The sequence below is a fragment of the Aeromicrobium fastidiosum genome, assembly GCF_017876595.1.
In the GTDB taxonomy this organism is placed as follows: domain Bacteria; phylum Actinomycetota; class Actinomycetes; order Propionibacteriales; family Nocardioidaceae; genus Aeromicrobium; species Aeromicrobium fastidiosum.
Map to the genome: position 1 here is coordinate 1,841,119 of NZ_JAGIOG010000001.1, position 25,909 is coordinate 1,867,027.

Annotated in this window: 26 protein-coding genes; 22 read left to right on the forward strand and 4 right to left on the reverse strand. The window is 68.3% G+C overall.

Features of this window, described 5'->3' with window-relative positions:
• Positions 1-87: 87 nt before the first annotated feature.
• Positions 88-3,909: a DNA-directed RNA polymerase subunit beta' gene (locus JOF40_RS09145; protein WP_129185591.1), complete on the forward strand. Its 3,822-nt coding sequence runs from the start codon at positions 88-90 to the stop codon at positions 3,907-3,909.
• A 130-nt stretch (positions 3,910-4,039) separates the two neighbouring features.
• Here JOF40_RS09145 and JOF40_RS09150 read toward each other — a convergent pair whose 3' ends face one another.
• Both JOF40_RS09150 and JOF40_RS09155 read right to left on the reverse strand, forming a co-directional pair.
• The gene (locus JOF40_RS09150) at positions 4,040-4,810 is read right to left on the reverse strand and encodes a cutinase family protein (RefSeq protein WP_129185593.1); all 771 of its coding nucleotides are present in this window, start codon (positions 4,808-4,810) and stop codon (positions 4,040-4,042) included.
• A complete protein-coding gene (locus JOF40_RS09155; RefSeq protein ID WP_188111880.1) occupies positions 4,807-5,937 on the reverse strand; it encodes an acyltransferase family protein in 1,131 nt (376 codons plus the stop codon). Before JOF40_RS09155 ends, JOF40_RS09150 begins: the two co-directional genes overlap by 4 nt.
• A 73-nt stretch (positions 5,938-6,010) precedes the next feature.
• Between JOF40_RS09155 and JOF40_RS09160 the strand changes: the two genes are divergently transcribed.
• Positions 6,011-6,502, forward strand: a complete 492-nt coding sequence (locus JOF40_RS09160; RefSeq protein WP_188111879.1) for an NUDIX hydrolase — start codon at positions 6,011-6,013, stop codon at positions 6,500-6,502.
• Here the strand turns inward: JOF40_RS09160 and JOF40_RS09165 are convergent.
• Positions 6,481-7,614, reverse strand: coding sequence for a hypothetical protein (locus JOF40_RS09165; protein ID WP_209674478.1), 1,134 nt, complete (start codon positions 7,612-7,614; stop codon positions 6,481-6,483). The genes JOF40_RS09160 and JOF40_RS09165 overlap by 22 nt on opposite strands.
• A 181-nt stretch (positions 7,615-7,795) precedes the next feature.
• Between JOF40_RS09165 and JOF40_RS09170 the strand changes: the two genes are divergently transcribed.
• The 9 genes from JOF40_RS09170 to JOF40_RS09210 all read left to right on the forward strand — a co-directional run bounded on the left by JOF40_RS09170 (position 7,796) and on the right by JOF40_RS09210 (position 19,137).
• Positions 7,796-8,533 carry a GntR family transcriptional regulator gene (locus JOF40_RS09170; protein ID WP_129185601.1) on the forward strand — a complete coding sequence of 246 codons (738 nt, stop codon included), beginning with the start codon at positions 7,796-7,798 and terminating at the stop codon, positions 8,531-8,533.
• Positions 8,534-8,574: 41 nt separating this feature from the next.
• Positions 8,575-9,867, forward strand: coding sequence for a hydroxyacid-oxoacid transhydrogenase (locus tag JOF40_RS09175; protein WP_129185603.1), 1,293 nt, complete (start codon positions 8,575-8,577; stop codon positions 9,865-9,867).
• A complete protein-coding gene (locus tag JOF40_RS09180) occupies positions 9,864-12,689 on the forward strand; it encodes an FAD-binding and (Fe-S)-binding domain-containing protein (RefSeq protein ID WP_129185604.1) in 2,826 nt (941 codons plus the stop codon). The genes JOF40_RS09175 and JOF40_RS09180 overlap by 4 nt, the downstream gene beginning before the upstream one ends.
• A 7-nt stretch (positions 12,690-12,696) precedes the next feature.
• Complete coding sequence (locus JOF40_RS09185) at positions 12,697-13,440, forward strand: maleylpyruvate isomerase family mycothiol-dependent enzyme (RefSeq protein WP_129185606.1); 744 nt, start codon at positions 12,697-12,699, stop codon at positions 13,438-13,440.
• A 177-nt stretch (positions 13,441-13,617) separates the two neighbouring features.
• A complete protein-coding gene (gene rpsL, locus JOF40_RS09190; protein ID WP_056606137.1) occupies positions 13,618-13,992 on the forward strand; it encodes a 30S ribosomal protein S12 in 375 nt (124 codons plus the stop codon).
• Positions 13,992-14,462 carry a 30S ribosomal protein S7 gene (gene rpsG, locus JOF40_RS09195; RefSeq protein WP_119702522.1) on the forward strand — a complete coding sequence of 157 codons (471 nt, stop codon included), beginning with the start codon at positions 13,992-13,994 and terminating at the stop codon, positions 14,460-14,462. The genes rpsL and rpsG overlap by 1 nt, the downstream gene beginning before the upstream one ends.
• Before the next feature lie 81 nt (positions 14,463-14,543).
• Entirely contained in the window at positions 14,544-16,655 is a 2,112-nt protein-coding gene (gene fusA, locus JOF40_RS09200) for an elongation factor G (RefSeq protein ID WP_129185607.1), read from the forward strand.
• Positions 16,656-16,746: 91 nt separating this feature from the next.
• Positions 16,747-17,940 (forward strand): elongation factor Tu, encoded by a 1,194-nt coding sequence (gene tuf, locus JOF40_RS09205; protein ID WP_129185609.1) that lies wholly within the window; start codon positions 16,747-16,749, stop codon positions 17,938-17,940.
• 282 nt (positions 17,941-18,222) lie between these two features.
• A complete protein-coding gene (locus JOF40_RS09210; RefSeq protein ID WP_129185611.1) occupies positions 18,223-19,137 on the forward strand; it encodes a cation diffusion facilitator family transporter in 915 nt (304 codons plus the stop codon).
• A gap of 78 nt (positions 19,138-19,215) precedes the next feature.
• On the opposite strand, the gene JOF40_RS09215 is transcribed toward JOF40_RS09210, so the two are convergent.
• Positions 19,216-19,836: a hypothetical protein gene (locus tag JOF40_RS09215; protein ID WP_129185612.1), complete on the reverse strand. Its 621-nt coding sequence runs from the start codon at positions 19,834-19,836 to the stop codon at positions 19,216-19,218.
• A gap of 437 nt (positions 19,837-20,273) precedes the next feature.
• Between JOF40_RS09215 and rpsJ the strand changes: the two genes are divergently transcribed.
• From rpsJ to rpsQ, 11 genes are read left to right on the forward strand one after another with little or no spacing between them, the layout of a single operon-like run.
• Positions 20,274-20,582, forward strand: a complete 309-nt coding sequence (gene rpsJ / locus JOF40_RS09220; protein WP_012923688.1) for a 30S ribosomal protein S10 — start codon at positions 20,274-20,276, stop codon at positions 20,580-20,582.
• A 16-nt stretch (positions 20,583-20,598) separates the two neighbouring features.
• Complete coding sequence (rplC, locus tag JOF40_RS09225) at positions 20,599-21,255, forward strand: 50S ribosomal protein L3 (protein ID WP_129185614.1); 657 nt, start codon at positions 20,599-20,601, stop codon at positions 21,253-21,255.
• A gap of 4 nt (positions 21,256-21,259) precedes the next feature.
• Positions 21,260-22,249, forward strand: coding sequence for a 50S ribosomal protein L4, sunset domain variant (gene rplD, locus JOF40_RS09230; protein ID WP_129185616.1), 990 nt, complete (start codon positions 21,260-21,262; stop codon positions 22,247-22,249).
• On the forward strand, positions 22,249-22,554 hold the full coding sequence (gene rplW / locus JOF40_RS09235) for a 50S ribosomal protein L23 (RefSeq protein WP_056606167.1): 306 nt from the start codon (positions 22,249-22,251) through the stop codon (positions 22,552-22,554). The genes rplD and rplW overlap by 1 nt, the downstream gene beginning before the upstream one ends.
• 13 nt (positions 22,555-22,567) lie before the next feature.
• Positions 22,568-23,395 carry a 50S ribosomal protein L2 gene (gene rplB / locus JOF40_RS09240; protein ID WP_056606170.1) on the forward strand — a complete coding sequence of 276 codons (828 nt, stop codon included), beginning with the start codon at positions 22,568-22,570 and terminating at the stop codon, positions 23,393-23,395.
• A gap of 17 nt (positions 23,396-23,412) precedes the next feature.
• Positions 23,413-23,694 carry a 30S ribosomal protein S19 gene (gene rpsS / locus JOF40_RS09245; RefSeq protein WP_056209436.1) on the forward strand — a complete coding sequence of 94 codons (282 nt, stop codon included), beginning with the start codon at positions 23,413-23,415 and terminating at the stop codon, positions 23,692-23,694.
• Positions 23,691-24,149: a 50S ribosomal protein L22 gene (rplV, locus tag JOF40_RS09250; protein WP_129185617.1), complete on the forward strand. Its 459-nt coding sequence runs from the start codon at positions 23,691-23,693 to the stop codon at positions 24,147-24,149. The genes rpsS and rplV overlap by 4 nt, the downstream gene beginning before the upstream one ends.
• A complete protein-coding gene (rpsC, locus tag JOF40_RS09255) occupies positions 24,149-24,985 on the forward strand; it encodes a 30S ribosomal protein S3 (RefSeq protein WP_129185618.1) in 837 nt (278 codons plus the stop codon). Before rplV ends, rpsC begins: the two co-directional genes overlap by 1 nt.
• The gene (gene rplP, locus JOF40_RS09260) at positions 24,985-25,404 is read left to right on the forward strand and encodes a 50S ribosomal protein L16 (protein ID WP_129185619.1); all 420 of its coding nucleotides are present in this window, start codon (positions 24,985-24,987) and stop codon (positions 25,402-25,404) included. Before rpsC ends, rplP begins: the two co-directional genes overlap by 1 nt.
• Positions 25,404-25,628 carry a 50S ribosomal protein L29 gene (rpmC, locus tag JOF40_RS09265; RefSeq protein WP_129185621.1) on the forward strand — a complete coding sequence of 75 codons (225 nt, stop codon included), beginning with the start codon at positions 25,404-25,406 and terminating at the stop codon, positions 25,626-25,628. The genes rplP and rpmC overlap by 1 nt, the downstream gene beginning before the upstream one ends.
• The gene (rpsQ, locus tag JOF40_RS09270) at positions 25,625-25,906 is read left to right on the forward strand and encodes a 30S ribosomal protein S17 (protein WP_129185623.1); all 282 of its coding nucleotides are present in this window, start codon (positions 25,625-25,627) and stop codon (positions 25,904-25,906) included. Before rpmC ends, rpsQ begins: the two co-directional genes overlap by 4 nt.
• Positions 25,907-25,909: the final 3 nt, after the last annotated feature.

The following is a 25,909-nucleotide window of genomic DNA, read 5'->3' on the forward strand; positions in this document are numbered from 1 at the left end:
GTCGAGGGGCCGTCGTCGCTGACGGCCCCTCGCACTCAGACCCTCCCGCCACTTAGCAAGAACCTCTGAAAGGGAAAGAAGACCAACGTGCTCGACGTGAACTTCTTCGATCAAATCCGGATCGGTCTCGCGACCGCCGACGACATCCGCGGATGGTCGTTCGGCGAGGTCAAGAAGCCTGAGACGATCAACTACCGCACGCTCAAGCCCGAGCGCGACGGACTCTTCTGCGAGAAGATCTTCGGCCCCACTCGCGACTGGGAGTGCTACTGCGGCAAGTACAAGCGCGTGCGCTTCAAGGGCATCATCTGCGAGCGCTGCGGCGTCGAGGTCACGCGGTCCAAGGTGCGCCGTGAGCGCATGGGCCACATCGAGCTCGCTGCTCCGGTCACGCACATCTGGTACTTCAAGGGTGTCCCCAGCCGTCTGGGCTACCTGCTCGACCTGGCACCGAAGGACCTCGAGAAGGTCATCTACTTCGCCGCCTACATGATCACGAAGGTCGACGAGGAGGCTCGTCACGCCGACCTGCCGAGCCTCGAGGCCAAGATCGACCTCGAGCGCCAGCAGCTCGAGAGCCGTCGTGACAACGAGGTCAACGAGCGCATGCAGAAGCTCGAGGAAGACCTCAAGGCCCTCGAGGACGAGGGTGCCAAGGCCGACGCCAAGCGCAAGGTCAAGGACTCCGCCGAGCGCGAGGCCAAGCAGCGTCGCGACCGCGCCCAGCGCGAGATCGACCGCCTCAACGAGGTCTGGGACCGCTTCACCAAGCTCAAGGTCCAGGACCTCGAGGGCGACGAGCTGCTCTACCGCGAGATGACGTACCGCTTCGGCAAGTACTTCGAGGGCTTCATGGGCGCCAAGGCGATCCAGCGTCGCCTGCAGGACTTCGACCTCGACGCCGAGCAGGAGTCGCTCAAGGAGATCATCGCGACGGGCAAGGGTCAGAAGAAGACCCGTGCGCTCAAGCGCCTCAAGGTCGTCGAGGCCTTCCGTGGCAGCAACAACGCCCCGGCCGGCATGGTCCTCGACGCGGTCCCGGTCATCCCGCCGGAGCTGCGTCCCATGGTCCAGCTCGACGGCGGTCGTTTCGCGACATCCGACCTCAACGACCTGTACCGCCGCGTGATCAACCGCAACAACCGGCTCAAGCGTCTGCTCGACCTCGGTGCGCCCGAGATCATCGTCAACAACGAGAAGCGGATGCTGCAGGAGGCCGTCGACTCGCTGTTCGACAACGGTCGCCGTGGTCGTCCCGTCACCGGGCCGGGCAACCGTCCGCTGAAGTCGATCTCCGACATGCTCAAGGGCAAGCAGGGTCGCTTCCGCCAGAACCTGCTCGGCAAGCGCGTCGACTACTCGGGCCGTTCGGTCATCATCGTCGGCCCGCAGCTCAAGCTGCACCAGTGCGGTCTGCCCAAGCAGATGGCGCTCGAGCTGTTCAAGCCGTTCGTCATGAAGCGGCTCGTCGACCTCAACCACGCGCAGAACATCAAGAGTGCCAAGCGCATGGTCGAGCGTGCTCGCCCGGTCGTGTGGGACGTCCTCGAAGAGGTCATCACCGAGCACCCCGTGCTGCTCAACCGTGCGCCCACGCTGCACCGTCTGGGCATCCAGGCGTTCGAGCCGCAGCTCATCGAGGGCAAGGCCATCCAGATCCACCCGCTCGTCTGCTCGGCGTTCAACGCCGACTTCGACGGTGACCAGATGGCCGTGCACCTGCCGCTGAGCGCCGAGGCCCAGGCCGAGGCACGCGTCCTGATGCTGTCGACCAACAACATCCTCAAGCCGTCCGACGGTCGTCCGGTCACCATGCCCACCCAGGACATGATCATCGGCCTGTACTTCCTGACGCTCGAGCGTTCGGGACACATCGGCGAGGGCCGTGCGTTCAGCACCGTGCCCGAGGCGATGATGGCCTTCGAGCGCCACGAGATCTCGCTGCAGAGCCACGTCAAGATCCGTATCGACGGCGAGATCCTCGAGACGACGCTCGGACGGGCGATCTTCAACGAGGCTCTGCCGGACGACTACCCGTACGTCAACATCCAGGTGGGCAAGAACCAGCTGGGTGTCATCGTCAACGACCTGGCCGAGCGCTACTCCAAGGTCGACGTCGCCAACGCCCTCGACAACCTCAAGGACACCGGCTTCCACTGGGGCACGCGCTCCGGCGTGACGGTCTCGATCGAGGACGTCGTGGTTCCCCCGCGCAAGCAGGAGATCCTGGGTGGCTACGAGACGCAGGCCGCCAAGGTGCAGACGCAGTTCGACCGCGGTCTGATCACCGAGGACGAGCGTCGTCAGGAGCTCATCGAGATCTGGACCCAGGCCACGGCCGAGGTGTCCGCCGAGATGGAGAAGGGCTTCGAGGAGGACAACCCGATCTGGATGATGGTCCACTCGGGTGCTCGCGGCAACATGATGCAGGTCCGTCAGATCGCCGGCATGCGTGGCCTCGTGGCCAACCCGAAGGGCGAGATCATCCCTCGTCCCATCAAGGCCAACTTCCGAGAGGGCCTGTCGGTCGTCGAGTACTTCATCGCGACCCACGGTGCCCGCAAGGGACTGGCCGATACGGCTCTGCGCACCGCCGACTCGGGCTACCTGACGCGTCGACTCGTCGACGTCAGCCAGGACGTCATCATCCGTGAGGAGGACTGCGGCACCGAGCGCGGCCTCAAGCAGGTCATCGCGACCAAGCTCGACGACGGTCGACTGACCGCCGCCGAGAACGTCGAGACGGCTGCCTACTCGCGCACCGCGGCGACCGATGTCACCAACGCGGCCGGCGACGTGCTGATCACGGCAGGCGGTGAGCTCGGCGACGTCGAGATCGCCCGCCTGATCGCCGAGGGCGTCGAGGAGATCAAGGTCCGCACGGTCCTGACGTGCGAGGCCAAGGCCGGCACGTGCGCCAAGTGCTACGGACGGTCGCTCGCGACCGGCAAGCTCGTCGACATCGGCGAGGCCGTCGGCACCATCGCGGCCCAGTCGATCGGTGAGCCCGGCACGCAGCTCACGATGCGTACCTTCCACACCGGTGGTGTGGCCGGTGACGACATCACGCACGGTCTGCCGCGCGTCGTCGAGCTGTTCGAGGCACGTCAGCCCAAGGGCAAGGCTCCCATCACGGAGTCCGCAGGTCGGGTCGTCATCGACGACTCCGACAAGACGCGCAAGCTCGTCGTCACCCCCGACGACGGCTCGGAGCCCCTCGAGTACCCCGTCACCAAGCGTGCTCGCCTCCTGATCCAGGACGGCGACCACGTCGAGGTCGGTCAGATGCTCACGCACGGCACGCCCGATCCGCAGGAGGTCCTGCGCATCCTCGGTGTCCGCCGCGCTCAGGAGCACCTCGTCGACCAGGTGCAGGAGGTCTACCGCTCGCAGGGTGTGGCCATCCACGACAAGCACATCGAGATCATCGTTCGCCAGATGCTCCGTCGGGTCACGGTCATCGAGCAGGGCGACGCCCAGCTCATCCCCGGTGACCTCGTCGATCGTGCGAAGTTCGAGGAGGAGAACCGGCGCGTCGTGGCCGAGGGCGGAACCCCCGCCTCCGGTCGTCCGGTGCTCATGGGCATCACGAAGGCCTCGCTGGCCGTCGAGTCGTGGCTGTCGGCCGCCTCCTTCCAGGAGACGACCCGCGTCCTGACCGACGCCGCCATCCACGGCAAGTCGGACTCGCTGCGCGGTCTGAAGGAGAACATCATCATCGGCAAGCTCATCCCGGCGGGTACCGGTCTCGACCGCTACCGCAACATCCGGGTCGAGCCCACCGAGGCCGCACGTCAGGCCGCCTACGCCGTCACCGGCTACGGCGACTACGACTACGGCTTCGGCGATGCAGCTGCCGCTCCCGTCCAGCTCGAGGACTTCGACTTCACGTCGTACGAGAAGAGCTAGTCACCCACCGCATGACAGGACCCCCGGCCACGCGGCCGGGGGTCCTGTCGTTGGTCGAGCCGATCCGCCACCGGTGATGAGGGTTGGTGGTTGCCGGACCTACCCGAAACCCTCGTCGCCCGTCGCGTGGCTAGACGCCGTTGCGCCGGAGCACCCGGTCGAGCTGCTCAGCGGTGATCGCGGCGTTCGCAGGCCGCTCGTAGAAGTGCTTGTGGGTCGGCGACTGGCCGCTGCCCGGCGCGCCCCGGTCGTTGCAGATCGCGTCGCCGGCGACGCAGAAGCTGATTGCCGCATGGCGAAGCGGGGTCGGGATTTGGGGGCCGGCTCCGAGGCGTCCGTGGCCGCCCGTCGGCTGGGCCGCGTAGGACCAGCGGGCGATGGGGTCGCCCGGGTTGTCCGTGGGATCGGCGATCATCGCGATGAGCGCCACGCGAGACCTCACGGACGGCGGCACCGACATCGCGGCGGTGTGCACGACGTGGGCGCCCTGGCTGAAGCCGACGAGGGCGAACCGGCTCGACGGGCACTCCGCGGCCAGTGACGCCAGGCGGTCGAGGGCCAGCCGGCCACCGGCCGCGGTGTTGCGCAGGAAACCGGCGGCCGTCGGCGTCGGCGACGAGTCGTACAGGACCGGCTCCATGTGCACCGTGACGTCGGCGCGCTGACGGAGCCGCCTAGCCAGCTGCTCGACCGTGACACGCACCTCCGTGCCGACGCCGAGGTTGCGATCGGCGCTCTGCATCGAGCCGCGGGCCCCGATCACGACGAGATCGGCGCACGTGCGAGCCGTCAGCAGGGGACCCGTGGGCGTGCGGACCGGATCGTCCGCGCGCGGCGAGCATCCGCTGAGGAGCAGGAGCGCTACGAGGGTGGCGGCTGCACGGGTCAGCCGATGGTTCACGGCGCCGTGACCGGAGCCTGCGTCGCGGCGGCAGTTGGCGTCGCGGCGGCCGCCTCGACGGATGAGGCAGGCACCCGCACGGAGGGCGGCTCCGCCTCGCGGAACAGCCACGTCAGCTTGGGCTCGAACAGCGGCCGGAAGGCCGTTGACACCGGCTTGGTCATCAGCAGGTTGGCCACCACGACAGCCACGACCATGCAGCCCACGACCGACGCCGCACCGTACTGCTCGAGCCGCGCCCACAGGTCGAACTGACGGTCGAGCAGGATGATGATGAAGCCGTGCAGCAGGTAGCAGTAGAACGTCCGGCCGCCCAGCACCGTCGTGATGGAGCGTGCCCGCGGGATCAGCGACAGCGTCGCGAACGTCAGCAGAGCTCCGACCAGCAGCAGCGAGCCTCGCGTCGCGATGCCACCCCACGGGCTGGCGTCGAGGGGGTCCTCGGAGTAGCGGTCCTTCCAGAGCAGCCACTGCGTCGTCCAGTCGCTCGCGTACAGCTGGCAGATGACGAACGACGTCACCAGCACGACGACCGAGGCGATGCGGATGCGCACGTCGCCGAGCCGCATGAACAGCTCGCGGTTCATGTGCAGCCCGATGACCCAGAACGGCAACAACGCCAGCACCTTGGGCAGGGCGAGGACGTTGGGGATCTCGATCAGGCCGGCGAGCAGGGAGATCACGATCGAGGTCGTGATGGGGTACTTCAGGGCCCGCCAGATGGGGGTCGTGATGCGCCAGATGAACAGGGCCGCGAGGAACCAGCCGAGCCACTGCGGCGACAGGATCATGAGGTTCTCGGGCTTGCCGTCGTAGTGGCGCGTGATGAGCTGCAGGCTCAGCTCGACCAGCAGGTACGGGACGATCAGCGTGCTGACGATGCGGCGGATCTGCCGGAAGTCGCCGATGTAGTGGCGTGCGGTGTAGCCCGAGATCAGGATGAAGAACGGCATGTGGAACAGGTAGATCCAGGTGTAGACGCCCTTGGCGGAGTCCATCACGACGAGCTCGGTCAGCGAGTGGCCGATGACGACCAGCAGCATGACCCAGTAGCGGGCGTTGTCGAGATAGGCCACGCGCTCCTTGGGGGGAGACGTGGCCACCGGAAGCGGGTCGAGAGCACTCATCGCAGATGACTCTAATAGCCTGACCTGAATCCGTCCTGAATCCGCCCCGTCCAGCCCGACCAGGGAGCCAGCCGTGCCCGAGGCCATCCGCACGCAGAGGCTCGGTGCGTATGCCGTGGCCTTCGACGGTGACCGCATCCTGCTGACCCGCATCTCGCACGTCGGCTACCCCGCGGGCACGTGGACGCTGCCCGGCGGCGGAGTCGACCACGGGGAGTCGCCGCACGACGCCGTGGTGCGCGAGCTGTACGAGGAGACGGGCCTGCAGGCGCTGTCGTCACGCCTGGTCGACGTCCACGACGTCCATGTGGTGGCGGCCGGCCGTGGTGATCGCTACGAGGACTACCACGGCGTGCACCTGCTCTACGCCGTCACCGTCGACCCCGCCATCACGCCGCGGGTCGTCGACGTCGGCGGCACGACGGATGTCGCGGTCTGGGTGCCGATCGGCGACGTGGGGTCAGTCGTGGCACCCGTGCTGCCGATGGTCGAGCACGTGCTGGCCCACGCCGACGAGTTCGGTGCCGGTCAGGCCCGCACCGATCAGGCCCGCGGCGGCGAGTAGAACAGCGCGGTGTAGTTGCCGCGCGCCGACAGGATGTAGACCGCGCGGGCGATCGACCCGTCCTTGGTCTTGACCGCGTACATCGTGCTGACCGAGTTGAGGTCCTCGACGACGTCCTTGGTCAGCGTGCCCTTGGGGCTGTTGGCCAGGACGTACTGCTCGGCGGTCTGGTCGGCGTCGACCGCGCGCTCGGTGGTCATCGCCGCGAACTGCGGCGTGTAGCCGCTCAGCAGCAGGGTCGCATCGGCGGGGGCGGTCCAGCCGTTGACCAGGGGCGTCGAGTTGGGGGCGTCGAGGTCCATCTTGGGCCAGATCAGGCCCGACGTCTCCGGGATCGTGTCGATGTCGGCGACGTCCTTCAGCTTGCCGGTGTCGCGCCCGAGCTGCGCGGCGCGCGGGTCTCCGACGTTCTCGGCGGTCAGCTGCATGACGGGCCGCGTCAGCGAACCGGGAGGCGCGGTGCGGGTGGCCAGGTTGCCGGTGTCGACGGTCATCGTCAGGCGGATCTCGCGCTCGCCCTCGGTCAGTCCGCGGGCGACGAGCTGGCAGCTCGTGATGCGTCGCTCCTCGGCGGTGCAGTACTTCGACAGATCGTCGAGCTCGATGCCGGCGTCGGGGATCGCGGCGGCGATCTGCGCCATCATGCGGCGGACCACGTCGGACGGGTCGCCGTCGATGCGCATCAACGAGATCGAGGTGTCGGGGCGCGGGGCGTCGTCGCCGATGAGCTTGAACGAGTCGGGGCTGGGACGCGTCGTGGGCGTGGGGGTGGGGCTGGGCGACGGTGTGCCGTCGGCCTCGTCCTCGGCGACCTTCTCTGCGGCCTCGGCGGCGCGCTGTGCCTCGATCGCCTGCAGCTCGGGACGGTAGGCCGCGATGAGGCGTGAGCTGCGGTAGCGGAACAGGGGGCCGAGCTGGGTCGCGCCCTGGGGCACGTAGAGGCCGTAGGCGATGGGGCTCTCGGGCCCCGACTCGTGGTCGGACAGGTCGGGGGCCTCCGTCGCCGTGGGCGTCGCGGTTGGCCTCGTGCCGTCGCTGGAGGTGCTGGAGTCGCAGCCTGCGAGCGCGACGAGTGCCACGGCGCACAGCAGCACGCGAGAGGTCCGAGCCATCATGAGTTCCCCTTGTCGTCTCCACCGCCGGTCGTGCCGCACGTCAGGGACATGATCGGTCGGTCGTCGGTCCGTCGCGACGGCGTCCCGCGCTCCGACACCACACGATATCGTTCCGTCGCAAGGCCTCCACGGCAGACAGGTCTTCCGGGAGCGCGACCGGGAAGGGACGGCGAGCACCGTGACGCGCACCTCGACGACCGACCGGGTCTTCGCCTCGCTGCGCGAGTCGATCGTGACGGGCGAGTTCCCGGCCGGCTCGCTGCACTCGATCTACCGGTTGGCCGATCTGCTGGGGGTGTCCCGCACGCCGGTGCGCGAGGCCGTCCTGCGCCTCGCCGACATCGGACTGGTCGCGATCGAGCGCAACCGGGGCGTGCGCATCCGCGGCGTCACGGTCGCCGACGTGCGGGCGGCGTTCGAGCTGCGGCTCATGGTCGAGGTGCCGGCAGCGGCGCTCGCGGCGGCCCACGCCGACGCCGCCACGGTCGCGACGATCCGGGCCGAGCTCGACCACATGCGCCGGCACGCGGCGGCCGACGACGAGCCGTCCTTCACGGCCCACGACCGCCGGTTGCACGAGGCGATCGCGGGGGCCATGGGCAATGCCCGGCTGAGGACGGAGGTCGCGACGCTGCGCGACTCGATCCAGTCCCGTGGAGCGTCCACGATCCGCCGGTCGCGGGGGATGGTCGAGCTGGCCCAGGAGCACGCGCCCGTCGTCGAGGCGATCGAGACCCGTGACCCGCAGGGCGCGGCGGCCCACATGGAGGCGCACCTCGTCCGCACCGCGACGCTCCTGATGGAGCAGGTGGCCGTCGACGGCGACGAGGTCGTCGACCCCGACTGGTCACGACCCCTGCGGGACCACCTCTACGTGCCGGGTCGCTCGGCGACGATCCAACCGCTCTCGCAGTAGCATGCTAGTCTCGCGACAGTCCTGACGTCGAAGGAGCGCACATGTCGGTCTTCCATCCCCAGCACCCCGAGTCGGTGTTCACCTACGGTGCTCCCGGCCTGAAGTTCGGCGTCGGCGCGCGGCACGAGCTCGGCCACGACCTGGCCCAGCTGGGTGCCCGCCGCGTGCTGCTCGTGACCGACCCCGGCGTGTTCGCGACGGGCGCGCCCACCGAGATCGCCGAGTCGCTGCGCGCTGCCTCGGTCGAAGCGGTCGTGTTCGACCGCTCGCGGGTCGAGCCCACCGACGCGAGCCTCGAGGAGGCGATCGCGTTCGCGCGGTCGGAGGGTCCGTTCGACGCCATCGTGGCCGTCGGCGGCGGCAGCAGCATCGACACCGCCAAGGCCGTCAACCTGCTCGTCACCAACGAGGGCGAGCTGATGGACTACGTCAACGCGCCCGTGGGCCGTGCCCGACCGCCCGAGAACGCTCTGCTGCCGCTCGTGGCCGTCCCCACCACGACCGGCACCGGCAGCGAGAGCACCACGATCTGCGTGCTCGACGTCGTGAGCCAGCACGTCAAGACCGGCATCTCGCACGCGCGGCTGCGTCCGACCCTCGCGGTCGTCGATCCCGAGCTGACGCTGACCCAGCCGGCGGGGGTCACGGCCGCCTCGGGTCTCGACATCCTGTGCCACGCGCTCGAGAGCTACACCGCGCGTCCGTTCACGTCCTACGAGCACAAGCAGGCCGACCAGCGGGTGCCCTACTGCGGAGCCAACCCCATCGCCGACATGTGGTCGGAGAAGGCGCTGAGCCTCATGGCCGGCTCGTTCCGCACGGCCGTCCGCGATGGTGACGACCTGGATGCCCGCACCGAGGTGGCCATGGCCGCGACGTTCGCGGGCCTCGGCTTCGGCAATGCCGGCGTGCACATCCCGCACGCCAACGCCTACCCGATCGCCGGTCAGGTGCGCGACTTCCGCCCTGAGGGCTACGGGGCGGACCACGCGATGGTGCCGCACGGCATGGCCGTCTCGCTGACCGCTCCCGCGGCCTTCCGGTTCACGTTCGAGGCCTCGCCCGAGCGGCACGTGCGCGCGGCCGAGCTGCTCGCACCTGATGCGGTGCGTCCCGACGACCCGGCCGAGTTCCTGCCGCAGGTGCTCGCGCAGATCATGCGCGACGTCGGCATCCCATCGGGCATCGGTGCCGTCGGCTTCGACGAGGGCGACGTCGACTCGCTGGTCGAGGGCACCATGAAGCAGCAGCGGCTGCTGGCCACTGCGCCGCTCGAGGTCCACGAGGACGACGTCGCGACGATCCTCGGCCAGTCGATCGAGATCTGGACGTGACGATCCTCGAGATCGCCACGGACGTCGTCGGCGAGCTTCGTCGCCTCGGCGTCGCCGATGTCGACGACTCCAGCCTGACGCGTGCCCTCTACAGCACCGATGCCTCGCTCTACCGGGTCGTGCCGCAGGTCGTCGTGCGACCGCGCAGCACCGAGGAGGTGCTCGCGACGATCGAGGCCTGCCGTTCCACGGGCACCCCGCTGACGTCCCGTGGCGCCGGCACGTCGATCGCCGGCAACGCCGTCGGCACCGGCGTCGTCATGGACCTCACGCGGCACCTCAACCGCGTCCACGACATCGACGTCGAGGCCCGCACCGCCCGTGTCGACCCCGGGGTCGTGCACGCCGTGCTGCAGAAGGCCGCCACGCCGCTGGGCCTGCGGTTCGGCCCCGATCCGTCGACGCACACGCGCTGCACCGTCGGCGGGATGATCGGCAACAACGCCTGCGGCTCGCGGGCTCTCGCGTACGGCCGCACCGCCGACAACGTCGTCGGGCTCGACCTCGTGACGATGGCGGGGGAGCAGCTGACGGTCGGCCGGGGCGAGGCCCCCACGTCGGCGACGCTCGACGACCTGCGCGCCCTGGTCGGTGCGAACCTCGCGACGATCCGCACCGAGTTCGGCCGGTTCGGCCGGCAGGTGTCGGGCTACAGCCTCGAGCACCTGCTGCCTGAGAACGGCTTCGACGTCGCGACGTTCATGGCCGGTACCGAGGGCACGCTCGCGACCATGACATCGGCCACCGTCCGGCTCGTCGAGGACCCGCCGGTGCGCCAGATCCTCGTGCTCGGGTACGCCTCGATGGCCGAGGCCGCCGACGACGTCCCGGCGCTGCTGCCGTTCGGGCCCACGGCGTGCGAGGGGCTCGACTCGCGCATCGTCGACGTCTACCGCGCCCACCGCGGTGCCGTGCCCGACCTGCCGCGTGGACAGGGCTGGCTGTTCGTCGAGATCTCCGGCGAGCACGTCGGCGAGGTCGCCGACACCGTGGCACGTGCCTCGCGCGCCGCGTCGGCGGTCGACCACCGCGTCGTCACCGACGGCGGCGAGCAGGCCGTGCTGTGGCGCATCCGCGAGGAGGGCGCCGGTCTCGCGACGCGCACCTTGCCCGGCAAGGCCCTCTCGGGCTGGGAGGACGCCGCGGTGCCGCCCGAGAAGCTCGGCACCTACCTGCGCGAGCTCGACGCCCTGCTCAAGGACCGCGGCCTCGACGGCGTCCCCTACGGCCACTTCGGCGACGGCTGCGTGCACATCCGCATCGACTTCCCGCTCGACGCCGAGGGTGGCCACCAGGTCTTCCGGCAGTTCCTCGTCGACGCCGCGACGCAGGTCGCGGCGCTCGGCGGTTCGCTGTCGGGCGAGCACGGCGACGGACGGGCCCGCTCCGAGCTGCTGCCCCTGATGTACTCGGGCGAGGCCATCTCGCTGTTCGAGCAGGTCAAGGCGATCCTCGATCCCGGCGACCTGCTCAACCCCGGGGTGCTCGTGCGTCCCGCCGCGGTCGACGCCGACCTGCGCGGCCCCGAGTCGATCCACTCGCCGGGTCGCGAGCAGCTGTCGCGGCGGCTCGGCCTGCGCCTGCTGCACGACGAGGGAGACCTCGGCAAGGCCGTGCACCGCTGCACCGGCGTCGGCAAGTGCATCGCCGACAACCGGGGTTCCAACGGCGTCATGTGCCCGTCGTTCCAGGCCACGCGCGACGAGAAGGACAGCACCCGCGGTCGCGCCCGCGTGCTGCAGGAGATGATCGACGGCCGACTCGTGACGGGCGGCTTCCGCGCGCCGGAGGTGCACGAGGCGCTCGACCTGTGCCTGTCGTGCAAGGGCTGCCTCAACGACTGCCCCACGGGCATCGACATGGCCAGCTACAAGTCCGAGGTGCTGCACCAGTCGTACAAGGGACGCCTGCGCCCGCGCAGTCACTACGTGCTGGGCCGGCTGCCGTTCTGGGCGCGCGTGACGTCGCCGATCGCCTGGCTCGCCAACCTGGGGCTGCGCACGCCCGGGGTCCGCTCGATCGCGCGATGGGTCGCCGGCGTCGACCAGCGCCGCAGCCTCCCGATGTTCGCGACCAGGCGGTTCACCCGCACCGCGCGACCCGTGCTCGAGCAGGGTCGCCCGAAGGTCGTCATCTGGGCCGACTCGTTCACGGAGTTCTTCTCGACGGCCGGGGGAGAGGCCGCTCTGCGCGTGCTCGACGGCGCGGGCTACGACGTCGAGGTGCTCGGCCGTCCCCAGTGCTGCGGCCTCACGTGGATCACGACGGGTCAGCTCGACACCGCGCGCGAGATGATCGGGCGAGCGGTCGACCAGCTGCACCCGTACGTCGCGGCGGGCGTCCCCGTCGTCGGCCTCGAGCCGTCGTGCCTGTCGGTCCTGCGGTCGGACGCCGTCGAGCTCGTCGACGACCCGCGTGCCGTCGACGTCGCGGCGGGGGTCTTCACCCTCGCCGAGCTGCTGCAGCGCACCGAGGGATGGACGCCGCCCGACCTCACCGGATCGACCCTGGTGGTGCAGCCGCACTGCCACCAGGCCTCGGTGCTGGGATTCGACGCCGACATGGCGATCATGACCGCGACCGGCGCGACGATCGACCGGGTGTCCGGCTGCTGCGGGCTGGCCGGCAACTTCGGCGTCGAGAAGGGCCACTATGAGGTCTCGGTCGCGGTGGCCGAGCAGCAGCTCATGCCGGCGATCCGCAACGCGCCGGCGGGCACGGTCGTCGTCGCCGACGGGTTCTCGTGCCGTACGCAGCTCGACGACCTCGCGTCGGTCGAGGCCGTCCACCTCGCGCAGCTGCTCGACCCGCGTCCGACATGATGGGCGCATGACCGGCGTGCCGCAGATCGACCACCTGACACTGCTGGAGGAGGCGACACGCCGCTTCGCGTCCCTCGTCCGGGAGGCGTCGGGCGACGAGCCCGTCCCGGCCTGCGACCCATGGGTCGTGCGTGACCTCGTCGAGCACCTCGGCACGGTGCACCGGTGGGCGGCGTCGATCGTCCTCAGCGGGCAGCGCCTGGTCGAGCCGGAGCCGCTGGTCGTCGGCGACCCGGCCGACTGGTACGCCGGCACGGCCACCGCGCTGCTCGCCGCGTTGCGCGCGGTCGACCCGGCCGAGCCGGTGCCCAACTTCTCGCGCATCGACGAGACGGCGGCGTTCTGGCCTCGCCGGCAGCTGCTCGAGACGACGGTCCACGTCGTCGACCTGCTGCAGGCGCTCGGACGCGACGAGTCGCAGTGGGCCGTCCCTGCCGAGCTCGCCGCCGACGGCATCGACGAGGTGCTGCGGATCTTCTTCCCGCGGATGACCGCAGGGGGCGCACGTCCCCACGTGCGCTCGCGCATCCGTCTGGTCGCCGCCGATCTCGACCGGTCGTGGGTCGTCGCGCCCGCCGAGGAGGAGGCGGGCTCTCCCGTGCAGCTCGACGCGACGGCCGACGCCGATGCCGTGGTCTCCGGGACGGCCTCCGACCTGTACCTCGCCCTGTGGCACCGCGTCCCGCGCGAGCGCCTGCAGTTCGACGGTGACGACGGCATCGCGCTGCTCGACGGCCCGACGACGCCCTGAACGTGCGGTGAACGTCCGGGACCGTGGATGGGTGAATTTGTTTCCGGGTGGGGGTGCCCGGTAGTATTTTCCTCTGTGCCTGAACTCATCAGGCCGATGCACGCATCCTGCCGGAATCCACGGTGGCGAGTGCATCACGACTCATGGCTCGCGCCAGCCAGAAGAAGGAAGTTTGTAGTGCCCACGATCAACCAGCTGGTCCGCAAGGGCCGTCAGCGCAAGGTCGTCAAGACGACGACCCCCGCGCTCAAGGGATCCCCTCAGCGTCGCGGTGTCTGCACCCGCGTCTACACCACCACCCCGAAGAAGCCCAACTCCGCGCTGCGCAAGGTCGCGCGCGTGAAGCTCTCGAGTGGTACCGAGGTCACTGCATACATTCCCGGCGAGGGCCACAACCTGCAGGAGCACTCGATCGTGCTCGTGCGCGGTGGCCGTGTGAAGGACCTTCCCGGCGTTCGCTACAAGATCATCCGTGGCGCCCTCGACACGCAGGCCGTCAAGGGACGCAAGCAGGCTCGCAGCCTGTACGGCGCCAAGAAGGAGAAGAAGTAATGCCTCGTAAGGGTCCCGCGCCCAAGCGCGTCGTCGAGACCGATCCGGTCTACGGCAGCCAGCTGGTCACCTCGCTGATCAACAAGGTCCTGGTCGACGGCAAGAAGCAGGTCGCCCAGCGCATCGTCTACACCGCCCTCGAGGGCACCCGTGAGAAGTCGGGCACCGATCCGGTCATCACGCTCAAGCGCGCGCTCGACAACGTCAAGCCCGCCATCGAGGTCAAGAGCCGCCGCGTCGGCGGCGCGACCTACCAGGTCCCGATCGAGGTCCGCGCGGTCCGCCAGAACACCCTGGCCCTGCGCTGGCTCGTCAGCTACGCCGGCTCGCGCCGCGAGAAGACGATGGCCGAGCGCCTCATGAACGAGCTCCTCGACGCCAGCAACGGCCTCGGCGGCGCCGTCAAGAAGCGCGAGGACACGCACAAGATGGCCGAGGCCAACAAGGCGTTCGCGCACTACCGCTGGTAAGTCAGCACCACCTCCACCTCTCGCCTGCCCCCTGACCGGGGGGCGGGCGGGGCATCCGCATCAAAGGAAGCGATCACACTCGTGGCAACCGACATCACCACCGACCTCAACCGGGTCCGCAACATCGGCATCATGGCTCACATCGATGCCGGCAAGACCACGACGACCGAGCGCATCCTGTTCTACACCGGCATCAACTACAAGATCGGTGAGGTCCACGACGGCGGCGCCACGATGGACTGGATGGAGCAGGAGCAGGAGCGCGGCATCACGATCACGTCGGCCGCGACGACCTGCTGGTGGAAGGACAACCAGATCAACATCATCGACACCCCCGGGCACGTCGACTTCACCGTCGAGGTCGAGCGCAACCTGCGCGTCCTCGACGGTGCTGTCGCCGTCTTCGACGGTGTCGCCGGCGTCGAGCCGCAGTCCGAGACGGTCTGGCGCCAGGCCGACAAGTACGGCGTCCCGCGCATGTGCTTCGTCAACAAGCTCGACCGCACGGGTGCCAGCTTCGACTACTGCGTCAAGACGATCCGCGAGCGCCTCGGCGCCACGGCCCTCGTCCTGCAGGTCCCGATCGGTGCCGAGGGCGACTTCATCGGCGTCGTCGACCTGATCGGCAACCGCGCGCTGGTCTGGCGCGGCGAGACCGCGATCGGCGAGGACTACACGATCGAGGAGATCCCCGCCGATCTCGCCGACGAGGCCGCCGCCGCCCGCACCGAGATGATCGAGACCCTGGCCGACCAGGACGACGAGTTCGCCGAGGCCTACCTCGACGGTGCCGAGATCACCCCCGAGCTGCTCAAGCCGGCCATCCGCCGCGCGACGCTGGCCGCCAAGCTCAACCCCGTGCTGTGCGGCACGGCGTTCAAGAACAAGGGCGTCCAGCCCCTGCTCGACGCCGTCATCGACTTCCTGCCCTCGCCGATCGACGTCGGAGCCATCACGGGCCTCGATCCCCGCGACGAGACCAAGACCGACACCCGCGAGCCCAACGAGAGCGAGCCGTTCGCGGCCCTCGCGTTCAAGATCGCGTCCGACCCGCACCTGGGCAAGCTGACCTACCTGCGCGTCTACTCCGGCCGCCTCGAGTCCGGCTCCACGGTCATCAACGTGACCAAGGGCCGCAAGGAGCGCATCGGCAAGATCTACCAGATGCACGCCAACAAGCGCGCCGAGATCGCATCGGTCGGCGCCGGCCAGATCGTCGCCGTCATGGGTCTGAAGGACACCACGACCGGCGAGACGCTGGCCGACCCGCAGAAGCAGATCGTCCTCGAGTCGATGACGTTCCCCGCGCCGGTCATCCAGGTGGCCATCGAGCCCAAGACCAAGAGCGACCAGGAGAAGCTGGGCACCGCGATCCAGCGCCTCGCCGAGGAGGACCCGACGTTCCAGGTCCACACCGACGAGGAGACCGGCCAGACGATCATCGCCGGCATGGGCGAGCTGCACCTCGACATCCTCGTCGACCGCATGAAGCGCGAGTTCAACGTCGAGGCCAACGTCGGCAAGCCGCAGGTCGCGTACCGCGAGACCATCAAGCGCAAGGTCGAGAACGTCAGCTACACCCACAAGAAGCAGACGGGTGGCTCGGGCCAGTTCGCCAAGGTCATCATCTCGATCGAGCCCACGGGCCCCCTCGCCGGCGGCGAGGGCGGATACGAGTTCGACAATGCCGTCTCCGGTGGCCGCGTGCCCCGCGAGTACATCCCCTCCGTCGACCAGGGTGCGCAGGACGCCATGCAGTTCGGTGTCCTCGCCGGCTACCAGATGGTCGACGTCAAGGTCACCCTGGAGGACGGCGCGTACCACGACGTCGACTCCTCGGAGCTCGCCTTCAAGCTCGCCGGTTCCATGGCGTTCAAGGAAGCGGCTCGCAAGGCCGATCCGGTGATCCTCGAGCCCGTGTTCGCGGTCGAGGTCACCACGCCCGAGGACTACATGGGCGACGTGATCGGCGACCTCAACTCCCGCCGTGGCCAGGTTCAGGCCATGGAGGAAGGAATGGGCGGCGTCAAGATCGTCAAGGCGATCGTCCCCCTTTCCGAGATGTTCGGGTATGTGGGCGACCTGAGGTCGAAGACCTCGGGCCGTGCGTCATACTCGATGCAGTTCGACTCCTACGCGGAGGTTCCCAAGAACGTCGCGGAAGAGATCATCAAAAAGGCCCGCGGCGAGTAACAGCGGACCATCTCATAAGATGGCCTGAGGTACTCGTGCCGCGAGTATCCGACGGCGTTCAACAGCAACCAATTCGAAGAAGGAGCCCCACGTGGCTAAGGCGAAGTTCGAGCGGACCAAGCCGCACATGAACATCGGCACCATCGGTCACATCGACCACGGTAAGACGACTCTTACCGCGGCGATCACCAAGGTGCTGCACGACAAGTACCCCGATCTGAACGAGGCCTCGGCCTTCGATCAGATCGACAAGGCGCCTGAAGAGAAGCAGCGCGGCATCACGATCTCGATCTCGCACGTCGAGTACCAGACCGAGAACCGCCACTACGCGCACGTCGACTGCCCGGGTCACGCCGACTATGTCAAGAACATGATCACCGGCGCGGCTCAGATGGACGGCGCGATCCTCGTGGTCGCCGCGACTGACGGCCCCATGCCCCAGACGCGTGAGCACGTGCTGCTCGCCAAGCAGGTCGGCGTGCCGGCCATGGTCGTCGCGCTCAACAAGTGCGACATGGTCGACGACGAGGAGATCCTGGAGCTCGTCGAGCTCGAGGTCCGTGAGCTCCTGAGCGATCAGGACTTCGACGGCGACAACGTCCCCGTCGTCAAGGTGGCGGCCGTCCCGGCCCTCGCCGGCGACGCCAAGTGGGGCGAGTCGGTCCTCGAGCTCATGCAGGCTGTCGACGACTACATCCCGATGCCCCCGCGTGAGACGGACAAGCCGTTCCTCATGCCGGTCGAGGACGTCTTCACGATCACCGGTCGTGGAACCGTCATCACGGGCCGTATCGAGCGCGGCATCGTCAAGGTGACCGACACCGTCGACATCATCGGCATCCGCGAGACCAAGCAGACCACCACGGTCACCGGTATCGAGATGTTCCGCAAGCTGCTCGACGAGGGTCAGGCCGGCGAGAACGTCGGACTGCTTCTGCGCGGTACCAAGCGCGAGGACGTCGAGCGCGGCATGGTCATCATCGCGCCCGGTTCCACGACTCCCCACACGGAGTTCGAGGGTCAGGTCTACATCCTGTCGAAGGAGGAGGGTGGCCGTCACACGCCGTTCTTCAACAACTACCGTCCGCAGTTCTACTTCCGCACGACGGACGTCACCGGCGTCGTCACGCTGCCCGAGGGCACCGAGATGGTCATGCCCGGCGACAACACCGAGATGAGCGTCGAGCTCATCCAGCCCATCGCCATGGAGGACGGACTCCGGTTCGCCATCCGTGAGGGTGGACGCACGGTCGGTGCAGGCCGCGTCACGAAGATCAACAAGTAAGGTTCTCGGACCTCACTGGCAAGGGCCCCATCCCGCTTCGGCGGGGTGGGGCCCTTCGCTGTTCCGGCACAGGTCCCGTCTACGGACGGTGCACACGCGTCCGCCCGCGTCCTCGGGCGGTGCACCGGCGTCCACGACGGCCGGCAAGCCGGACGCCGGCGCACCGGCTACGCGTCAGGGTGGACGCCGGCGCACCGCCGTCTGTCGGGAGTGGGTCCCAGTCGCGTCCTTTTGGCGGACACGCCGTGGCGGATTACGCAACACATCACTAACCTAATTCGCATGGGACATGATCACTCGCACGGCACTGGTGTGCAGCACCGTGGCCGGCTCGCGCTCGTACTCGCGCTCTCACTCACAGTTCTCGTCGTGGAGGCGGTCGTCGCAGCGCTCACCGGCAGCCTGGCGCTGCTGGCCGACGCGGGCCACATGCTCGGTGACTCCTTCGGACTCGTGATGGCCCTGGCCGCGATCACGGTGGCGCAGCGCGGGGGAGCAGCTGGATCTCGACGCAGCTTCGGCTACCAACGCACCGAGATCCTGGCAGCGGGGCTCAACGGACTCATCCTGCTGGGCCTGGCCGGGTGGATCGCGATCAGCGCGGTTCGCCGATTCGGTGACTCGCCCGAGCTCGATGGCGGGCTCGTGCTGGCCGCAGGTGCCGTTGGCCTGGCCGTCAACATCGTCGGGCTCCTGCTGTTGCGATCCGGCGCGGAGGAGAGCCTGAACGTGCGCGGTGCATACCTCGAGGTGCTGGGCGACGCGCTCGGCTCGGTCGCGGTCCTGGTGTCAGCGACCGTCATCCTGACGCTCCAGTGGTATCCGGCCGATGCAGTCGCCTCCCTCGTGATCGCCGCGATGATCGTGCCCCGGGCCGTGTCGCTGCTGAAGGACGTCGTGGAGGTGCTGCTCGAGTCGACCCCGGACCACGTCGACCTCGACGATCTGCGTGCCCACATCGTCGGCACCCCAGGCGTCAAGGAGGTCCACGACCTGCACGTCTGGACCATCACGTCCGGCATGCCGATCATGAGCGCGCACGTCGTGGTCGATGACGATGTCACCGGCATGGACGAGGCGCACGCCGTGCTCGACCGGCTGCGTGGATGCCTCGCCGAGCACTTCGACGTCGAGCACTCGACCTTCCAGATCGAGCCGGCAGGGCATCTCGACTCCGAGCACCACGTCCACCACTGAGGCGCAGGCGTCCCCGCACATGGCGACGGCCCGCCGCCTGGTGGCGACGGGCCGTGCGTGCAGCAGGTGAGTGAGTGCTCAGGACGTCGGCAGGTCCACCGAGAAGATCTTCTCGGGGATCTCCTTGTCCTGGCCGATGATCTTGGCGGCACCGCGCTTGTACTGGAACTGATAGGCGTCGGCGCGGGTGTTGATCTGGAAGGCGACCCAGCCGGTCGTCTGCTCGCCGGCGCTGGCCTCCTCCCACGGGGTGAAGCCGGCTGCCGACATGTCGTCGTCGATGATGCCGGTCGTCGTGCCGCCGAGCTCTCCGCCGGAGTAGAGAGTGAACCCGCCCTGGATGCCACCGCTGTACTTGTCACCCGCGGTGGTGTCGAGCTGGACGAGCACCCACTCGCCGCCGCCCTCGGGAATGTTGGTCTTGGAGGGCGCCTGGAAGTCGCGCACCAGCTTGGTGATCTTGATGGTGTTGCCAAACTCCTCGTCCGTGATGGTCTGGTCGACCGCGATCTCGGTCTGTGCGGCCGCCGGCGACTCGGTCGTCTCCTCCGGTGTCGGGGACGACGTGGAGGCCGTGGTGTCAGGAGCAGTGGCACCGGAGTCGCCGTCGCTGCTGTCGGAGCCGCCGCAGGCGGACAGGCTGAGCAGCAGTGCTGCTGCGGCAGAGGCGGCCGGGACACGCAAGGATGAGAGACGCATGGAGATCCTTCGTTCGCAGGGCGCACAGGGTCCTTTCCCCGTGCAGGACGTTGACAGACTCTCACCTCGGAGCCCAGCGGGCTCTGCAGGGGGCGGACGCGAGCGCGTCGCTCGTCCATGGTGAGAGCCGATTTGTGTTTACCGCAGGCCGTCTGTCAGAATAGTTCGGTTGCTCCGGCTCGATCGCTGGGGTGCTGTGCGTCCGGCCTCTCACGCCGATCACGATGCTGGCACCGAACCTGAGATCGAGCTTGTCCCGCCCCCTTTCCACGACGGGGAGGTGCGGGTCCAACCACCTAACTCGACACGTGTGTGACGCATGCCTTTTCTACGGCCGCGACACGCCCGACCTCGGGGGTCGGCGGTGGGGAGGAGCCTTTCTCCCTCGATCCGGGGCGAGACTGCGAAGCGAACGAACGTAAAGGACAAGCGAGAGCATGGCGGGACAAAAAATCCGTATCCGGCTCAAGGCCTACGACCACGAGGTCATTGACTCGTCGGCGCGCAAGATCGTCGACACGGTGACGCGCACGGGTGCCAAGGTCGCAGGACCGGTGCCGTTGCCCACCGAGAAGAACGTGTTCTGTGTGATCCGTTCGCCGCACAAGTACAAGGACAGCCGCGAGCACTTCGAGATGCGCACGCACAAGCGCCTCATCGACATCATTGACCCGACGCCGAAGACGGTCGACTCGCTCATGCGACTCGACCTGCCTGCCGGCGTCGACATCGAGATCAAGCTCTGAGGGGAGCCAGCGACCAATGAGCGACACCAGCACTGCAACCACGCGCGGCCTCCTCGGCCGCAAGCTCGGCATGACCCAGGTCTGGGATGCCGACAACAAGTTGATCCCCGTCACGGTCCTTGCTGCCGACACCAACGTCGTCACGCAGATCCGTACGCGTGAGACCGACGGCTACTCCGCCGTCCAGCTCGGCTTCGGCGAGATCGACGGCCGCAAGGTCAACAAGCCCGTCACGGGTCACTTCGACAAGGCCGGCGTCACGCCGCGTCGTCACGTCGTCGAGATCCGCACCGAGGCCATCGCCGACTACACGCTCGGCCAGGAGGTCTCCCCGGAGATCTTCGCCGCCGGAGACGTCGTCGACGTGACCGCCACCAGCAAGGGCAAGGGCTTCGCCGGCGTCATGAAGCGTCACGGCTTCCACGGCGTCGGTGCCTCCCACGGCGCCCACCGCAACCACCGCAAGCCCGGCTCGATCGGTGGCTGCGCCACCCCGGGTCGTGTCTTCAAGGGCATGCGCATGGCCGGCCAGATGGGCTCGGAGCAGGTCACCACCCAGAACCTCAAGGTCCACGCGGTCGACATCGACAAGGGCGTCATCCTGATCAAGGGCGCGGTTCCCGGCCCCAAGGGTGCTCTCGTCGTCATCCGCTCTGCAGTGAAGGGAGCCTGACACCATGGTCAACACCATCGATGCTCAGCTGCCCGTCGACATCTTCGACGTCCAGACCAACATCCCGCTGATCCACCAGGTCGTCGTCGCGCAGCTCGCGGCGGCTCGCCAGGGCACGCACAGCACCAAGTCGCGTGGCGAGGTCTCCGGCGGTGGCAAGAAGCCGTACCGCCAGAAGGGCACCGGTCGCGCCCGTCAGGGCTCGATCCGCGCACCCCAGTACAACGGTGGTGGCATCGTGCACGGCCCCAAGCCGCGCGACTACTCGCAGCGCACCAACAAGAAGATGAAGGCCGCCGCCCTGCGCGGTGCTCTCTCGGACCGCGCTCGCACGGGTCGTCTGCACGTCGTCGACAGCATCGTGGGCGGCGACAAGCCGTCGACGAAGGCTGCTCTCGCGACGCTGCTCGAGCTCACCCCACGCCCCCGCGTGCTGATCGTCGTCGATCGTGACGACACCATCACGGCGCTCAGCCTCCGCAACCACGACAGCGCGAACATCCTGACGTTCGACCAGCTCAACACGTACGACGTGCTGAAGGCCGACGACCTGGTGTTCACGCAGGCCGCGTTCGACGCCTTCGTGGCGGCGCGCTCGACCGAGGGTGCCGAGACGGTCTCGCTGAAGGCGCACGCCACGGACGTGTCGAAGAACGACAAGCCCGCCGGTGCCCCCAAGAAGGCCGCCAAGAAGGCTCCTGCCAAGAAGGCCGCTGCAGCCAAGGCCGTCGAGACCCCGTCAGCCAAGGCCGACGAGGCGCCCGCCGCCAAGGCCGACAAGCCTGCCGGCACGGCCACCCAGCCCTACGGTCCCGGCTCGAAGGCGCCCCTCAAGAGCGGCAACGCTCCCAAGGGACACGAGATCAAGGGCAACGAGGACTCGATGAAGTACCACGAGCCCGACGGCCAGTGGTACGAGTCGACCGTCGCCGAGGTCTGGTTCGACTCCGCCGAGACGGCCGAGGCCGCCGGCTTCACGAAGGCAGGTGCCTGATGAGCACGATCTACAAGGACCACCGCGACGTCCTGATCGCCCCGGTGGTCAGCGAGAAGAGCTACGGCCTCCTCGACGACAACAAGTACACGTTCGTGGTGCACCCCGACGCCAACAAGACGGAGATCAAGATCGCCGTCGAGAAGATCTTCGGCGTCAAGGTCACCGCGGTCAACACGCTCAACCGCAAGGGCAAGACCCGTCGCACCAAGTCGGGTCTTGGCAAGCGCAAGGACACGAAGCGAGCAATCGTGAGTGTCGCTGCCGGTCAGAGCATCGACATCTTCTCGACGCCGAGCGCCTGAGGACTGAGGACACATGGCCATTCGCAAGTACAAGCCGACCACGCCGGGCCGACGAGGCTCCAGCGTCGCCGACTTCGCCGAGATCACCCGCACCACGCCGGAGAAGTCCCTGGTGGAGCCGCTGCCCAAGAAGGGCGGCCGCAACAACCAGGGCCGGATCACGACGCGGCACCAGGGTGGCGGACACAAGCGCGCCTACCGCATCATCGACTTCCGTCGCTACGACAAGGACGGCGTCCCCGCGAAGGTCGCTCACATCGAGTACGACCCCAACCGCACGGCACGCATCGCGCTGCTGCACTACGCGGACGGCGAGAAGCGCTACATCATCGCGCCCGAGGGTCTCAAGCAGGGCATGACCGTCGAGGCCGGCGTCGGCTCCGACATCAAGGTCGGCAACAACCTGCCGCTGCGCAACATCCCCGTCGGAACGCTGCTGCACAACATCGAGCTGCGCCCCGGTGGCGGAGCCAAGATGGGCCGTTCGGCCGGTGTGCGCGTCCAGCTCGTCGCCAAGGAAGGCGCCAAGGCGCAGCTGCGTCTGCCTTCCGGCGAGATGCGCTACGTCGACGTCCGCTGCCGCGCCACGATCGGCGAGGTCGGCAACGCCGAGCAGTCCAACATCAACTGGGGCAAGGCCGGCCGCAACCGCTGGAAGGGCAAGCGCCCGACCGTCCGTGGTGTCGCCATGAACCCGGTCGACCACCCGCACGGTGGTGGTGAGGGCAAGACGTCCGGTGGACGTCACCCCGTCTCGCCGTGGGGCAAGCCGGAGGGCCGTACGCGCAAGCGCAAGGCCAGCGACTCCCAGATCGTCCGCCGCCGCAAGTCCGGCCGCTAAAGAGGATTGGTTCACTAATGCCACGCAGTTTGAAGAAGGGCCCGTTCGTTGACGGGCACCTCGAGAAGAAGGTCGACGCGCAGAACGCGGCCGACACGCACACCGTGATCAAGACCTGGTCGCGTCGCTCGATGATCCTGCCGTCCTTCATCGGACACACGATCGCCGTGCACGACGGCCGCAAGCACGTGCCCGTGTTCATCACGGACTCGATGGTGGGTCACAAGCTGGGCGAGTTCGCCCCGACCCGCACGTTCCGTGGTCACGAGAAGGACGACCGGAAGGCGAAGAGGCGATGAGTGCAGCTACCCGTGAGAGCGTCAGCGCTCGCCGCGAGCGTCTGCTGGGCGACGAGCCCGGTGCCTTCGCCGTGTCGCGCTTCGTGCGCGTCACCGCGCAGAAGTCGCGCCGCATCGGCGACCTGATCCGTGGCGAGTCCGTCGAGAACGCGCTCAACATCCTGCAGTTCGCGCCGCAGGCCGTCGCCGAGGTGTTCTACAAGCTCGTCGACAGCGCTGCTGCGAACGCCGAGAGCACCGAGGGTCTCGACCGCTCGACGCTGATCATCACGACGGTCCACGTCGACGAGGGTCCGACCATGAAGCGTTGGCGTCCGCGCGCCAAGGGTGCGGCCAACCGCATCCTCAAGCGCAGCAGCCACCTGACGGTCGTCGTCCAGCCGGCCGACTTCGTGCAGGCCAAGGCCGAGGCGGCCAACATCAAGAACTCCAAGAAGAAGGGCGGGAACCGATAGTGGGACAGAAGATCAACCCTCACGGGTTCCGACTCGGCATCTCCACCGATCACAAGAGCCGTTGGTACGCCGACAAGCTCTACAAGAGCTACGTCGGTGAGGACGTCCAGATCCGCAGGATGCTCACCAAGGGCATGGACCGTGCCGGCATCAGCCGCGTCGAGATCGAGCGCACGCGTGACCGCGTTCGTGTCGACATCCACACGGCCCGCCCTGGCATCGTCATCGGCCGCCGTGGCGCCGAGGCCGACCGCATCCGCGGCGACCTCGAGAAGCTCACGGGCAAGCAGGTGCAGCTCAACATCCTCGAGGTCAAGAACCCCGAGATGGATGCGCAGCTGGTCGCCCAGGGCGTCGCCGAGCAGCTCTCGGGCCGCGTGCAGTTCCGTCGTGCCATGCGCAAGGCGATGCAGTCCACGATGCGCTCGGGTGCCAAGGGCATCCGGATCCAGTGCTCGGGTCGTCTCGGCGGCGCCGAGATGAGCCGCTCGGAGTTCTACCGCGAGGGCCGCGTGCCCCTGCACACGCTCCGTGCCGACGTCGACTACGGCTTCTACGAGGCCAAGACCACCTTCGGTCGCATCGGCGTCAAGGTCTGGATCTACAAGGGCGAGGTCGCCGGCACCCGTGCCGAGCGCGAGGCGGAGGCCGCCAAGCGCGCCGCCGCTCCCGGCAGCAACCGTCGTCCCGCCCGTGGCGGAGCTCCTACCGGTGGTGCCCGTCGTCCCGAGCGTCCCGCTCGCGATGACGCCGCCCCCGCGACGGACGCCGCCGCTGCACCCACCGAGGCACCCGCCGAGGCGGTCGCCGCTACTCCGGCAGGGGAGGCTTCCTGATGTTGATGCCCCGCAGGGTCAAGTACCGCAAGCAGCACCACCCCGCACGTCGCGGCGCCGCCAAGGGCGGCACCGAGCTGGCGTTCGGCGACTTCGGCATCCAGTGCATCACGCCCGCCTACGTGACCAACCGTCAGATCGAGTCCGCTCGTATCGCCATGACGCGTCACATGAAGCGTGGCGGCAAGGTCTGGATCAACATCTACCCCGACCGTCCGCTCACCAAGAAGCCTGCCGAGACCCGCATGGGTTCCGGTAAGGGTTCGCCCGAGTGGTGGGTCGCCAACGTCAAGCCCGGCCGCGTCATGTTCGAGCTGTCCGGCGTCGACGAGAAGACCGCCCGTGAGGCCACGCGCCTCGCGATCCACAAGCTGCCCATGAAGGCACGCTTCATCTCCCGAGAGACAGGTGAGCTGTGATGGCCGCAGTGACCACCGCCGCAGAACTGCGCGCCGTCAGCTCCGACGACCTGGCGCAGAAGCTGGCCGAGTCCAAGGAAGAGCTGTTCAACCTGCGTTTCCAGAACGCGACCGGACAGCTCGACAACACCGCCCGTCTGCGCGCAGTGCGCAAGGACATCGCCCGCATCTACACCGTCATGCGTGAGCGCGAGCTCGGCATCGTGGAAGAGGTTGAGGCATGAGTGACAAGAAGGCAGAAGTGACCAACGAGCGCACAGCACGCAAGACCCGCGAGGGTCTCGTCGTCAGCGACAAGATGGACAAGACCGTCGTGGTCAACGTCGAGGACCGCGTCAAGCACGCGCTCTACGGCAAGGTGCTGCGTCGCAACATCAAGCTGAAGGCTCACGACGAGTCCAACGCTGCCGGCATCGGCGACCGGGTCCTGATCATGGAGACCCGTCCGCTGTCGGCCACCAAGCGTTGGCGCATCGTCGAGATCCTCGAGAAGGCGAAGTAAGCC

What these genes read in the sequence shown, in the direction of transcription:
- JOF40_RS09155 (WP_188111880.1), bottom strand. Translation starts at nt 5,937, where the DNA reads ATGAGTGCTCTCGACCCGCTTCCGGTGGCCACGTCTCCCCCCAAGGAG.
- JOF40_RS09165 (WP_209674478.1), bottom strand. Translation starts at nt 7,614, where the DNA reads ATGGCTCGGACCTCTCGCGTGCTGCTGTGCGCCGTGGCACTCGTCGCG.
- JOF40_RS09175 (WP_129185603.1), top strand. Translation starts at nt 8,575, where the DNA reads ATGTCGGTCTTCCATCCCCAGCACCCCGAGTCGGTGTTCACCTACGGT.
- JOF40_RS09185 (WP_129185606.1), top strand. Translation starts at nt 12,697, where the DNA reads ATGACCGGCGTGCCGCAGATCGACCACCTGACACTGCTGGAGGAGGCG.
- rpsG (WP_119702522.1), top strand. Translation starts at nt 13,992, where the DNA reads ATGCCTCGTAAGGGTCCCGCGCCCAAGCGCGTCGTCGAGACCGATCCG.
- JOF40_RS09210 (WP_129185611.1), top strand. Translation starts at nt 18,223, where the DNA reads ATGGGACATGATCACTCGCACGGCACTGGTGTGCAGCACCGTGGCCGG.
- JOF40_RS09215 (WP_129185612.1), bottom strand. Translation starts at nt 19,836, where the DNA reads ATGCGTCTCTCATCCTTGCGTGTCCCGGCCGCCTCTGCCGCAGCAGCA.
- rpsJ (WP_012923688.1), top strand. Translation starts at nt 20,274, where the DNA reads ATGGCGGGACAAAAAATCCGTATCCGGCTCAAGGCCTACGACCACGAG.
- rplC (WP_129185614.1), top strand. Translation starts at nt 20,599, where the DNA reads ATGAGCGACACCAGCACTGCAACCACGCGCGGCCTCCTCGGCCGCAAG.
- rplD (WP_129185616.1), top strand. Translation starts at nt 21,260, where the DNA reads ATGGTCAACACCATCGATGCTCAGCTGCCCGTCGACATCTTCGACGTC.
- rplW (WP_056606167.1), top strand. Translation starts at nt 22,249, where the DNA reads ATGAGCACGATCTACAAGGACCACCGCGACGTCCTGATCGCCCCGGTG.
- rplB (WP_056606170.1), top strand. Translation starts at nt 22,568, where the DNA reads ATGGCCATTCGCAAGTACAAGCCGACCACGCCGGGCCGACGAGGCTCC.
- rpsS (WP_056209436.1), top strand. Translation starts at nt 23,413, where the DNA reads ATGCCACGCAGTTTGAAGAAGGGCCCGTTCGTTGACGGGCACCTCGAG.
- rplV (WP_129185617.1), top strand. Translation starts at nt 23,691, where the DNA reads ATGAGTGCAGCTACCCGTGAGAGCGTCAGCGCTCGCCGCGAGCGTCTG.
- rplP (WP_129185619.1), top strand. Translation starts at nt 24,985, where the DNA reads ATGTTGATGCCCCGCAGGGTCAAGTACCGCAAGCAGCACCACCCCGCA.
- rpmC (WP_129185621.1), top strand. Translation starts at nt 25,404, where the DNA reads ATGGCCGCAGTGACCACCGCCGCAGAACTGCGCGCCGTCAGCTCCGAC.
- rpsQ (WP_129185623.1), top strand. Translation starts at nt 25,625, where the DNA reads ATGAGTGACAAGAAGGCAGAAGTGACCAACGAGCGCACAGCACGCAAG.